The 11,993-nt window shown below is 64.1% G+C and carries 13 protein-coding genes and 1 tRNA gene; 6 read left to right on the forward strand and 8 right to left on the reverse strand.

Annotation, left to right across the window (positions count from 1 at the left end; translation table 11 throughout):
• The first annotated feature begins 36 nt into the window (after positions 1-36).
• Entirely contained in the window at positions 37-906 is an 870-nt protein-coding gene (locus tag LB557_RS13925) for an endonuclease/exonuclease/phosphatase family protein (protein WP_015315191.1), read from the forward strand.
• A gap of 99 nt (positions 907-1,005) precedes the next feature.
• Here LB557_RS13925 and LB557_RS13930 read toward each other — a convergent pair whose 3' ends face one another.
• The 3 genes from LB557_RS13930 to LB557_RS13940 form a co-directional block, all read right to left on the reverse strand.
• Positions 1,006-1,593 carry a GNAT family N-acetyltransferase gene (locus LB557_RS13930; RefSeq protein ID WP_140712513.1) on the reverse strand — a complete coding sequence of 196 codons (588 nt, stop codon included), beginning with the start codon at positions 1,591-1,593 and terminating at the stop codon, positions 1,006-1,008.
• 118 nt (positions 1,594-1,711) lie between these two features.
• Positions 1,712-1,981 carry a 50S ribosomal protein L27 gene (gene rpmA / locus LB557_RS13935; protein ID WP_015315190.1) on the reverse strand — a complete coding sequence of 90 codons (270 nt, stop codon included), beginning with the start codon at positions 1,979-1,981 and terminating at the stop codon, positions 1,712-1,714.
• Between the two features lie 100 nt (positions 1,982-2,081).
• Positions 2,082-2,753, reverse strand: coding sequence for a 50S ribosomal protein L21 (locus LB557_RS13940; RefSeq protein WP_224642128.1), 672 nt, complete (start codon positions 2,751-2,753; stop codon positions 2,082-2,084).
• Positions 2,754-3,079: 326 nt separating this feature from the next.
• Between LB557_RS13940 and LB557_RS13945 the strand changes: the two genes are divergently transcribed.
• The 4 genes from LB557_RS13945 (at position 3,080) to LB557_RS13960 (ending at position 5,465) form a co-directional block, all read left to right on the forward strand.
• Positions 3,080-3,169, forward strand: a tRNA-Ser gene (locus LB557_RS13945).
• 161 nt (positions 3,170-3,330) lie between these two features.
• Complete coding sequence (locus LB557_RS13950; RefSeq protein WP_224642126.1) at positions 3,331-3,654, forward strand: hypothetical protein; 324 nt, start codon at positions 3,331-3,333, stop codon at positions 3,652-3,654.
• Positions 3,655-3,793: 139 nt separating this feature from the next.
• Complete coding sequence (locus LB557_RS13955) at positions 3,794-4,120, forward strand: low affinity iron permease family protein (protein ID WP_015315187.1); 327 nt, start codon at positions 3,794-3,796, stop codon at positions 4,118-4,120.
• Between the two features lies 1 nt (position 4,121).
• Complete coding sequence (locus tag LB557_RS13960; protein WP_224642124.1) at positions 4,122-5,465, forward strand: phospholipase D-like domain-containing protein; 1,344 nt, start codon at positions 4,122-4,124, stop codon at positions 5,463-5,465.
• Between the two features lie 62 nt (positions 5,466-5,527).
• Here LB557_RS13960 and recQ read toward each other — a convergent pair whose 3' ends face one another.
• Positions 5,528-7,360 (reverse strand): DNA helicase RecQ, encoded by a 1,833-nt coding sequence (recQ, locus tag LB557_RS13965; protein WP_224642122.1) that lies wholly within the window; start codon positions 7,358-7,360, stop codon positions 5,528-5,530.
• Between the two features lie 237 nt (positions 7,361-7,597).
• Here recQ and LB557_RS13970 point away from each other — a divergent pair, with 237 nt between their 5' ends.
• Complete coding sequence (locus LB557_RS13970; protein ID WP_224642120.1) at positions 7,598-9,019, forward strand: coniferyl aldehyde dehydrogenase; 1,422 nt, start codon at positions 7,598-7,600, stop codon at positions 9,017-9,019.
• A 153-nt stretch (positions 9,020-9,172) separates the two neighbouring features.
• On the opposite strand, the gene LB557_RS13975 is transcribed toward LB557_RS13970, so the two are convergent.
• From LB557_RS13975 to LB557_RS13990, 4 genes are read right to left on the reverse strand one after another with little or no spacing between them, the layout of a single operon-like run.
• A complete protein-coding gene (locus LB557_RS13975; RefSeq protein ID WP_140822658.1) occupies positions 9,173-9,511 on the reverse strand; it encodes a cupin domain-containing protein in 339 nt (112 codons plus the stop codon).
• Between the two features lie 10 nt (positions 9,512-9,521).
• Positions 9,522-10,286, reverse strand: coding sequence for a 2-dehydro-3-deoxy-D-gluconate 5-dehydrogenase KduD (gene kduD, locus LB557_RS13980; protein ID WP_140616586.1), 765 nt, complete (start codon positions 10,284-10,286; stop codon positions 9,522-9,524).
• Positions 10,283-11,134 (reverse strand): 5-dehydro-4-deoxy-D-glucuronate isomerase, encoded by an 852-nt coding sequence (kduI, locus tag LB557_RS13985; protein ID WP_140662554.1) that lies wholly within the window; start codon positions 11,132-11,134, stop codon positions 10,283-10,285. Before kduI ends, kduD begins: the two co-directional genes overlap by 4 nt.
• Before the next feature lie 22 nt (positions 11,135-11,156).
• Entirely contained in the window at positions 11,157-11,930 is a 774-nt protein-coding gene (locus LB557_RS13990; protein WP_015315180.1) for a FadR/GntR family transcriptional regulator, read from the reverse strand.
• Positions 11,931-11,993 lie beyond the last annotated feature (63 nt).

Consider the following 11,993-nt stretch of genomic DNA (forward strand, 5'->3'; position numbering starts at 1 on the left):
CGATGGCCGCGCGGGGTTGGCCGGAGAGACGTCGGAATGAAGCTTGTAACCTACAACATCCAGTACGGCATCGGTCTCGATGGACGCTACGATCTCGGGCGCATCGCCGACGCGGTGCGCGGCGCCGACGTAATCGCGCTGCAGGAGGTCACCCGCAACAATCCCCGGAACGGCAGCCGCGACATGGTGGCCGAGATCGGCGAGGCGCTGCCCGATTATTTCGCCGTCTATGGCAGCAATTTCGAGGCCAATATCGGCTCGCGCATCGAGGACGGCCGCGCCATCACCACGACCTTCCAGCTCGGCAACATGGTCTTGTCGAAAACACCCATTCATCTGTCGCGCAACCTGCTTCTGCCGCGCAGCCGCAGCTTCGAGATGATGAACTTCCAGCGCGGCGCGCTGGAAGCCCTGATCGAGACGCCGCTTGGTTTCATCCGCTTCTATTCCATCCATCTCGATCACCGCAGCCCGGTCGAACGCGCCAGCCAGATCCAGTTCCTGCGCCAGCGCCTGTTGAACTATGCGCTCGAAGGCGGTGCGCTGTCCGGCGTCGCCGAGATCGGCCTGCCGGAACTGCCGCATCCGGAAGCCTTTGTCGGCATGGGCGATTTCAACATGCTGGCCGGCTCGCCCGAATATGTCGAACTCGCCGGCCGGCCGGACCATGAATTCGGCATGCCGCTGACCGCCGACTTCGCCGTCGATGCCGCCCTGCGCCTCGATGTCGCCGGCGACGATCTCGTCTCCTGGGTCGATCCCAACGACCCCACCAACGCCAGCCGCCACAAGCGCATCGACTATATCTTCACCAGCGCCTCGCTTGCCCGGTCGCTGAAGCGCCTGTGGGTCGACAGACAATCAGTCGGTTCCGACCACCGGCCGGTCTGGGTCGAACTGGGCTAAGCCCAAGTCCGGTCCCGAGCTGATTTGTACTGTTTCGCCCCACGCGCCAAGGTTTGCCGATATTCAGGTCAGGCCGGCCTCACCTGAATATCGACGCACCTAGAAGTGGATCCAATTGCGCAGGCTCGTCCAGGTTTTCCTGTCGAGCCGGTAACGTTCGACCGGCACCTGGCCGGCGACGATCGAATTCAGCATGCCCTGGCCGGCATATTGGAAGCCGCATTTGTGGATGACGCGGCGTGAAGCCGGATTGATGACCCTGGTCGAGGCCTGCAGCACCTGGATCGACGTCTTCTGGAAGGCGAGGTCGACCAGCGCGTGCGCGGCTTCCGTGGCGTAGCCCTTCTTCCAGTAGGGCTCGCCGATCCAGTAGCCGAGCTCAAGGCCGCGATCGGTGGTGTTCAGCCCGGCGCAGCCGACGAAAGTGTCGGTGCCGGCCAGCGTCAAGGCATAGGCGATGCCGGCGCGCCGCGCCTTGGTCATGGCGAGGAAAGCACGTCCCTCGGCCTCCCCATAGGGGTGCGGCATGCGCGCCAGCATCTCGGCAACGTGACGGTTGTCGGCAAGTTCGACCAGTTGCGCGATATCCCGCTCATCGGGAGCGCGCATCACCAGCCGCTCGGTGACCAGCACCGGGCAATCTATCGCGTAACTTTCGTCTTCTGAATCTTCCGCTTCGGCAACCATTTGAAGTCCTCCAGGCACAAGAAAAAGGGGAGATGGAAACCCATCTCCCCTGATCCTTTTCCTGGTTTTGCCAGACACCGGTCCCGAGATGGGCGCCGGTGTTCTAGTGCGGAACCGGCTACTCCGCGGCTTTGGTAATCGGGTTGACCGATACGTAGGTTCGGCCGTTGGCTTTTTTGTTGAACGTCACGGCGCCGGTTTCGAGCGCGAAAAGGGTGTGGTCCGTGCCCATGCCGACATTGACGCCGGGATGCCAGGTGGTGCCGCGTTGACGAATGATGATGTTGCCCGGGATGACGGCTTCGCCGCCGAACTTCTTCACGCCCAGACGCTTGGAATGCGAGTCGCGACCGTTGCGCGACGAGCCGCCAGCTTTCTTGTGTGCCATCTAACTAACTCCGATGCGCCCATGGGCGCTTGAATGGTCTTATGAACGCGTTCGCGTTCCGTTTCAAGTCCGATCCAGCGACGTTTCGCGCCGGTTCGCCTTACTTCTTGGCCAGTTCCTTGGCCTGCTCGCGCCAGTCCTTGATCTGGTCGGCGCTGAACGGCATGTTCTCGTCGATCTTGGCAACGTCCTTCTCGGTCAGCTTGGCGAGCTGCGCGAAGGTGATGATGCCCTGCTCGGCGAGATCCTTGGCGGCGACCGGGCCGATGCCCTTGATCACGGTCAGGTCGTCCGGCTCGCCCTTCGGCGCCTTGAACAGCGGCGCGGCGGCGGCCTCGGCCTTCGCGTCTTCCTTGGGGGCGGCGTCCTTCTTGGCCTTGGCTTCCTTCGGCGCGGCCTCGGGAGCGACCTCAGCCTTGGCTTCCGCCTTGACGGCCGCCTTCTTGGCGGGCTTGGCGCCACCCAGCAGGATCTCGGAGATCCGCACGGTGGTCAAGAGCTGGCGATGGCCGATCTTGCGGCGCGAATTCTGGCGGCGACGCTTCTTGAAAGCGATGACCGTGCGGTTCTTGCCCTGCTCGACGACTTCGGCGGTCACCAGGGCGCCATCGACGAACGGCGCGCCGAACGTGACATTCTCGCCCTCGCCATGAGCGAGCACGTGGCCGATCTCGACGATGTCACCGACATTGGCTTCGACTTTTTCGATCTTCAGGAGATCGTTGGCGGCAACGCGATACTGCTTACCGCCCGTTTTAATGACTGCGAACATTTTTTGCCTTTCGCTGTTCGGTCGGCCTTGATGAACCGCCTCTGGCGGTTCGGCCGTCTTTTTGTCAGTCTGCGGGTTCAAAAAACAAGCGGCGCGGAAGAACCCTCCACGCCGATTGCGCGCTGTCCCTAACCGAAGGTTGCGTGGGAGTCAAGGCAAACGGGCCGGGTTCCCTGCCATGCGGGCGAGACTCCTGCCCAGGACGGAGCGTGGCACTCCGAACGAGGCCTGGACAGGAAGCTGAATTTCCGGTGGATTTGGCCTTGTAACCTGCCCGTTCAGCCGTTATCTAGTGCGCCGCGCCGGCAACGGCCGACCATGACCGCGGAGAGGTGGCAGAGTGGTCGAATGCACCGCACTCGAAATGCGGCATGGGTGCAAGCCCATCGGGGGTTCGAATCCCTCCCTCTCCGCCATTCCCCAAATTGAAGATGCCGGCGGCATCGGCTCACGCCAATTCGCTGGCTCGGCCCCACCCTCGGCGATAATGATCGCCGACAGGCGCCGGCATGCACGCGGCGGGACGCGACCGGCTGTCGCGGATGGGAAATAAGAAGCGATGCCGAGGAACCAAAGCATGTCCCTCAAGTTCGATATCCGTTTTCCAGGGGAGATCGAGTTCAGCATGCAAGGTCGAGCGCCAATCAAGGCAGCACTTCGAGCACAGGCCGATGAGGTACGCATCCGCATCGGCATCCTCCAGCAGGAGCTGACCACCAACCGCAAAAGCATGGGAGGCACATTGCGGTTGGGGTACGAGATAAAGTCGAGGAAAGTCCTTCTGGCGCGTCTGGAAAGGGTATTGGCGCAGTACTCGCCGGGCTGCCTGCGTGACGACGTCCCGACGCTGCGGCGCTCCGAGACAGGCCCGCGATCGCAAGGCTCCCATTGCAGCCTCTGACGCTGCAGCCGTTCGAGACAACGCCCAACCCAGACGGATGGTCAGGGCCTGACGGCGCTTTCTGCAGACAACTGTGCCGCACGGCAGCCTTCGCCGACGCGCTCGCGGGAACCTGCGTTACCGTGGAAAGTTCCTGCTGATGGCAAATCACCCCATTACCGGCGCGCTCACCTCGATCGGCACGTGGACCTCTCGTCCGGCAGCATTCCTGGTCCTGCTGGCCTATGCGATCTTCTGGATCGTTTTCGACCGGCAAAGCTTGAACTGGCATGGCGCGGCCACGCTCCTCACCTGGGCCATGACGCTCTTCATTCAGCGGGCTGAACATCGCGATACCCAGGCCATTCATGCCAAGTTGGACGAAATGCTGAGATCAAACAGTTCGGCTTCGACCATCACCCGCATCGACGATGAAGAGCCCGAGGACATCGAGAAACATCGCGATCGCAAGCAGCAGGGCGACTGATATGCGCGCTGCCGGTCTCGTGGCGTTGCTGAGGGGCGCGAAGGCAACGCGGTTGGGTCGAAAATTCAGCCCGCTGCTCAAGGGATTAAGCTATGTGGCCGTTGCGGTTGTCGCCGGTCTGGCCACGTTGGCTGCCATAAACCTGACCCCTGAACCGCGGGTTTTGCGGACGATTGTCCCGCATCGCTTCGACGCATCGGATCCGCAGTTCGCGAGGTCGATGAGCAGCTACTCGCTGGGACAGATGTCCGACGCGAACGCGGTGCAGACCCTTGTGAACGGCGACGAGATTTTTCCTTCGATGCTCCAGGCGATCGGCGCGGCCCGGTCCACCATCGATTTTGAGACCTATATCTATTGGTCTGGGGCCGTCGGATATGAATTCGCACAAGCCTTGGCGGCCAAGGCGCGGCAAGGTGTCGAGGTCCGGGTGCTCGTCGACTGGGTCGGCAGCCTGCCTTTCGATGAAAACCTGATCCATATCATGACAGGAGCCGGCGTGAGGTTCCAGCGCTACCGGCCGATCCATTGGTATACGTTGGACCGCGTGAACAACCGGACCCACCGCAAACTGCTCATTGTCGACGGACGGGTGGCCTTTACGGGCGGCGTCGGCATCGCCGACAAATGGCGGGGAGACGCCCGCAATCCGGATGAATGGCGCGATACGCACTATCGGATCGAAGGGACCGCCGTACCTGCTTTCCAGGCAGCCTTTGCCGAAAATTGGTTGGAGACGACCGGTGAGACATTGCAGGGTCAGAAGTTCTACCCTCCGCCCGAACCGGCGGGGTCGCTCGGCGCCCAGCTGATACTTTCTTCGCAGCCAAATGGCTCGGAGGACATGGAATTGATGATGCTGGCCGCGATAGCCGCCGCCAGGGATCACCTGCGAATCGGAATGGCTTATTTCGTCCCCGACGACATCGCCCTCCAGCAGATCCTGGACGCCAGGAAGCGAGGCGTGTCTGTCGATGTGATCGTTCCGAACGCGCTCACCGACGTGCCTTTGGTTCGGAAGGGCTCGCGCTATTTCTGGGGCGACTTGCTTATGGCTGGGGTGCGCATCTACGAGTTTCAGCCCACCATGTATCATCCCAAGCTGCTGATCGTTGACGACGTCTGGACGAGCTTTGGTTCCACCAATCTGGACGAACGCTCCTTGCGGCTGAACGATGAAGCCAGTCTGAACGTCTACGGCAGGGATTTCGCAAACACGCAGATCGACCTGTTCAACCAGGACCTTGGGAGATCCCGGCAGATCACCCTGGCTGAATGGGAAGCGCGTCCCCTGCGGGAAAAAATTTCGGACTGGCTGGCCAGCAGGCTGCGCTCCCAACTTTGATGACCTGGCTTTTACTGCTCATTCGACCAGCCTGATCAGCCCTACCGCTCGCCATCAGGCTTTCAGCCAGCCTGATGAGCCGCGATCGCGGCCAGGAAAACCGCGCCAAACTCCTTGAGCTTCGCCCCTCCCACGCCATTTACTTCGGCAAACGCGTCGAGGTCGAGCGGGCGGCGGTCGGCCATGTCGATGAGAGTGCGGTCGGAAAACACCACATAGGCCGGCACCTGGCGCTCCTTGGCGAGCCGTAGCCGCAGCGACTTGAGCGCCGCCAGCAGCGAAGCATCGACGCCCTCGGCTCCGGCGGCGCCTTCCCCGGAACGCTTCCTGCCGCGCGCCAGAGGGTCCCGCGTCTCGACGCGATACTGGAATGCAATCTCGCCACGGCCGAGCGCGCGGCCGCTTTCGGAGATGGCGAGACCGCCATGGCCCTCGGGATCCGGCATCAGGAACCCGCCGGCCACCAGTTGCCGGACCAGCGACAGCCACACTGTCTTCCTGTGCGCGGCGCCGGTGCCGAAACTGCCGAGTGTTTGATGAGCTCTCGCCAGCACCTTCTCGGTCTCGTGGCCAAGCAGGATATCGATGATATGGGCCGCGCCGAAGCGCTCGCCGCTCTCTGCAACCGCCGCGAGGATCTTCCGCGCTTCGGCACTGCCATCGGCGCGCGGCGCCTGGTCGAGGCAGTTGTCGCAATTGCCGCAGGCCTGGGCCTCTTCGCCGAAATAACCGAGCAGCACCTGGCGGCGGCATTGCGCGGTCTCGCAATAGCCGATCAGCGTGTCGAGCCGGCGGTGCGACCGCCTCTTGTGCTCTGACGAGGCATCCTCGTCGTCGATGAACAGCCGGCGCATGCGGATGTCGCCAAGGCCGTAAAGCATATGCGCCTCGGCCTCGCGTCCGTCGCGGCCGGCACGGCCGATTTCCTGATAATAGGCTTCCAGGCTGCCCGGCATATCGGTGTGGAAGACAAAGGCGACATCAGGCTTGTCGATGCCCATGCCGAACGCGATGGTTCCCACCATGACGACGCCGGACAAGGTCATGAAGGCGTTTTGATTGGCTTCACGCGCCTCCTTGCTCATGCCGGCGTGGTAGGCGAGCGCGGTGACGCCGTTGCGCTTCAGAAAGGCCGCCATCTCTTCGGTCTTCTTGCGCGACAAGCAATAGACGATGCCGCTCTTGCCCGCATGGCGCTCGATGAAGCCGAGCAGCTGGCGCTTGCTGTCCTGCTTGGGCGCGATGGCCAGCTTGATGTTGGGCCGGTCGAAACCGAGCACCAGCGTTTCGACCTGCTCGGCGAACAGGCGGGCGGCGATGTCGGTGCGCGTGCTCTCATCGGCAGTCGCCGTCACCGCGATGATCGGCACATTGGCAAAGATACCGCGCAACCGGGACAGATCCTCATATTCGGGCCGGAACGCCGGACCCCATTGCGAGATGCAATGCGCCTCGTCGATGGCGATCAGGCTGACGTGGAGCCTGGAAAGGGCGTCCAGCATGCGCTCGGTCATCAGCCGCTCCGGCGCCAGATAGAGCAGCCGCGTCTGGCCAGATGCCACACGGCGCCAGGCCGCGACATTGGCCTCGCGGTCGAGCGAGGAATTGATCGTATCGGCCGCCACGCCGGCAAGCCGCAGCGCCGCGACCTGGTCCTGCATCAGAGCCACCAGCGGCGAGACGACGAGGGTGAGCCCGCCCAGAACCAGCGCCGGAACCTGGTAGCAGAGCGATTTGCCCGCGCCCGTCGGCATGACGGCCAGCACATGGCGCCCGCCAAGCAGTGTATCCATCACGTCGGCCTGGCCGGGGCGAAAATCGTCGAAGCCGAACACCTCCTTCAGGACGCGCCGCTTGGGATCCCCGGCCCTGATACCCGCCGCCTGCGCCGGCATCAGACAGCCGCCTGGCGGCAAGCGATGTTTCGCGTACGGGAGAGATCGGGCAAGATGGTCAAGGGCGACTCCTTGTGAGGCCTTGGAGTAGCCCACCGCTCATCCCATCACAACCGCCCTGTCAATGCCCTCGGCAACACCGCCGGCGACGCCTTCCCCTGCGGCACACGCACCCCTGATGGATTCCGCCGCGTTGCGATGTAAGCTTGCCCTCGCCGATACGCCACGGAGGGCGCGATGCTGCAGGTGAGACAGGATTTGCTGGGCGAGCGGTTCCGGCTGCAGCGCGCCGCCTTCAAGGCACAACCCTTTCCCGACCTTGGCGTCCGCAAGGACCGGCTGAGGCGCCTGCTGGCGCTGACCGAGCGGCACGAGACTGAAATCTGCGCTGCGATCGATGCCGACTTCGGCGGCCGCTCGGCGCATGAGACCCGCCTGGCCGAATTGTTCGTCGTGCGCGCCGGCATTCGCCATGCGCTCGCCCATGTCGGCGGCTGGATGCGGGAGCGCCGCGTTGCCACCACCTTGCCGTTCCTGCCGGGCCGGAATCGCCTCGTCCCGCAGCCGCTCGGCGTCGTCGGCATCGTCTCGCCCTGGAACTACCCTTTTCAGCTCGCCGTCGCGCCGGTTACGGCCGCGCTTGCCGCCGGCAACCGCGTGCTGGTCAAGCCTTCCGAACTGACGCCGGCTTTTTCCGGGCTGCTGACCAGGCTGGCTGGCGAACATTTCGCCCCGGATGAACTCAGCGTCATCGCCGGCGATGCCGATACGGGGAAAGCCTTCGTCTCGATGCCGTTCGATCATCTGCTGTTCACCGGTTCGACGGCGGTCGGACGCCAGGTTGCGATCGCCGCCGCCGCCAACCTGACCCCGGTCACGCTCGAACTCGGCGGGAAGTCGCCGGCGATCCTCGACCCCTCCTGCGATCTTGACACCGCGGTTGCCAGCGTCGCCTATGGCAAGCTGTTGAATGCCGGGCAGACCTGCATCGCGCCGGACTATTTGCTGGTGCCGAAGGGACAAGCAGGTACGGTCGCCGCGAAGCTCGCAATCGCCATGGCGCGGCTCTACCCCTCGCTGCGCGACAACCCCGACTATACCGCCATCATCAGCGATCGGCATTACCAGCGTCTGCGCGCCATGATCGCGGAAGCGCGCGACACGGGTGCCGATGTCACCGAGATCAACCCGGTCGGCGAGGACCTCGGCAATGCGGGCCGGAAGCTTCCGCCGACCCTGGTCAGCAACGCAGGCTCGGACCTGAAGCTGATGCGCGAGGAGATTTTCGGCCCGGTGCTGCCGATCGTCGAATACGCCACGCTCGACGACGCGATCGCTTATGTGAACCAGGCCGACCGGCCGCTGGCGCTCTACTGGTTCGGCAACGACGGCGGCAACCGCCAGCGCATCCTGCGCGAGACGGTCGCCGGCGGCGTCACCATCAACGACTGCATGCTGCATCTGGTGCAGGAGAACCAACCCTTCGGCGGCGTCGGCGCCAGCGGCATGGGCGCCTATCATGGCGAATGGGGTTTCCGCACCTTCAGCAAGGAGAAACCGGTCTTCCTGCAGTCGCGCTTGAGCGCGGGGAGCCTTCTGCGGCCGCCCTACGGCAAGACGTTCGAACGGCTTTTCGGCCTGCTCAGGCGCGTCACCTGACGCGCATTAAGTCTATCTTCACCATGATGCGGCAGCTTTCGCACTCTGCGGTGATGTTTTGAGTACCGCGGCGCCATTGGCGCCCAGGCAACAACCCGCGCTTCCCTGGAGGCGCGGGTTTTTTCGTTGGCCGAGAAATCGTCGGCGACCCGGTCAGGCGAGGAAATCGGCGCGGTGCGGCGTAAAACTGTCGACCAGCCGCCCCGCCTCGAGCGCCTTGACGCCGTGCACCAGGCCGGACGGCACGATGAAGCTGCCGCCGGTCTCGACGATTTCGGTCCGGCCGCCGATGGTCACCTCAAAACGGCCTTCGGCGACATAGCTCGCCTGCACATGCGGGTGCGAGTGCAAGGCGCCGACACCACCCTTGTCGAAACCGAATTCGACCATCATCAGTTCGTCGGTGGTGAGGAGAACCCGCCGGCGATTGCCATCCGGGGTCGGCGTCCAGGCACCCTGGCCGGCATGCGCGAAAATCTTCGGCTCGGTCATCGTCTTCTCCTCATCGCGCCAGCCATCCCCCATCCACTGGCACCACCGCGCCATGCATATAGTTCGAGGCCGGCGCCAGCAGGAAGACGGCAGCATCGCCAATGTCTCCGGGCTCGCCCCAGCGGCCGGCGGGAATGCGCCCGAGGATGGCCGCGCTGCGGTCGGGATCGGCGCGCAGCGCCTGCGTGTTGTTGGTGTCGATATAGCCCGGCGCTATGCCATTGACGTTGATGCCCTTCGCCCCCCACTCGCAGGCGAGCAGCCTGGTGATGCCGAGCACGCCATGCTTGGACGCCGTGTAGGACGCGACGCGGATGCCGCCCTGGAAACTCAGCACCGAGGCGATGTTGACGATCTTGCCCTGGCGTCCACCGGCAAGGAGGCGCCGCGCAAAGGACTGACACAGCAGGAAGACGGACTTCAAATTGACGTCGATCACGTCGTCCCAGTCGGCTTCGCCGAGATCGATGGCATCCGCGCGCCGGATGATGCCGGCATTGTTGACCAGCCCGTCGATCGGACCGTTTTGATCCCAGACGCGGTCCAGCATCGGTCCGACTGCTGCCGTGTCGGCAAGATCGATGCTCACCGCCTCGAATTGGCCGCCCACAGCGCCTACCTTGCTCGCGGTATCGTCCATCGATGAGCGGCCGACGCCGATCACGGCGCCACCGGCGCGCGCGATCGAGATGGCAATGCCTTGGCCGATGCCGGTGTTGGCGCCGGTCACCAGGATGCGCTTGCCGGCCAGGCTGAAGGCGGAGAGGTCGCTCACCGCAGCATGTCCATCGCCACCGGATCGACATCGGTGTAGTCGACATTGTCGCCGGCCATCGCCCAGATGAAGGCATAGTTGGACGTGCCGGCGCCAGAGTGGATCGACCAGCCCGGCGACAGCACCGCCTCCTCGTTGCGCATGACGATGTGGCGTGTCTCGTCCGGCTCGCCCATGAAGTGGAAGACGCGGGCCGCCTCGGGCAGGTCGAAATAGAGATAGGCCTCCATGCGCCGGTCATGCACATGGCACGGCATGGTGTTCCAGATCGAGCCCGGCGCCAGCTGGGTCATGCCGACGACGAGCTGGCAGGTTTTTGTTCCCCCGGCATGGATGAACTGGAAGATCGAGCGCTCGTTGCAGGCCTCCTTGCTGCCGAGATCGAGGCGCTTGGCGTCATCGAGGCGGATCAGCCGGCTGGGATGAGCCTGATGCGCCGGGGCGCTGAGCAGATAGAACTTGGCGGGGTCGTTCCTATCAGCAGAAGCGAAGGAAACCGTGTCGGTGCCCATGCCGAGATAGAGCATGTCGCGCGCCCGCAGGTCGAAGGACTGGCCGCCGGCTTCGATCGTGCCGGCACCGCCGATGTTGACGGCGATCAATTCGCGCCGGTCGAGAAACCCCTTGGTGCCGGTCGGCTTGATCGCTTCCAGTGGCAATGCCGTTGCCGCAGGCACGGCGCCGCCGACGATCATGCGGTCGTAGTGCGTGTAGGTCAGGCTGATGCGCCCGGGCTGGAAGAGATCCTCGATATGGAAATTATGGCGCAGCTCATCCGTTCCCATGGCGGCCGCCGCCGCCGGGTCGATGGCGAAGCGCGATGTGTAGTCGGTGTGGTTCTGGCTCATTTCTGTCCTGGCTTTCGGTGGATCATTCGCCTGCGGCCGCCTTGACCGAGCTGGCGTAGTAGGCCTGCCGCGCCTGCAGCCGCTCGCGGTAACGCTGCTGGCTGGCGCCGAGATGGGTGCGCATCGCCTCGCGCGCGGCTTCGGCATCGCCTGCCGTGATCGCGTTCAGGATCACCAGATGCTCGCGCTGCAGCCCGCGCTGGTAGCTGTCGGACTGCGCCAGTTCGGTCGACCAGGGCGAGGTCACGTCGCACGGAATGGCGCGCCGGCCGAGCACGTCGAGCATCTCGACATAGAAGGGGTTATTGGTGGCGCTGGCGATGGCGCGATGGAAGGCGAGGTCGGCCGGACCGGTCGGCTGGCTGTCGAGCAGCAGCCGCTCGAACTCGAAGAAGGCTTCCTGGATCGCCGCCTCCTGCGCGGCGTTGCGACGGATGGCAGCGAGCCCAGCCGATTCGATCTCGATCGCCAGCCGCACCTCGAGCACGTTGAGCGCGACCGAATCCTTGGCTCCCATGTCGGCGGCGAGCGCCCCGAACATGGTCGAAATATGCTCTGTGACGAACACCCCGGCGCCCTGCCGCGGCTCGACCAGACCGTCGGCGGCAAGCTTGGCCAGCGCCTCGCGGATGACGGTTCGGCTGACGCCGAAGGTTTCGGTCAGCTGGCCCTCGGTCGGCAGCTTGTGGCCGGGCGGGATCTCGCCCGCCTGCAACTGCTTGCGGATCGCCCCCACGACGGTTTCCGACAGCTTGGGTTTTCTCTCGACCCTGAGGTCGTTTGCGGTATCGGACACCTCGGTGACCTCCTAGTGCAATTCCACGAAAAGTGCGTAGCGGCTTTCCGCCTGGAATTGCGT

The sequence above is a fragment of the Mesorhizobium sp. BR115XR7A genome (assembly GCF_020165315.1).
Taxonomy (GTDB): Bacteria; Pseudomonadota; Alphaproteobacteria; order Rhizobiales; family Rhizobiaceae; genus Mesorhizobium; species Mesorhizobium australicum.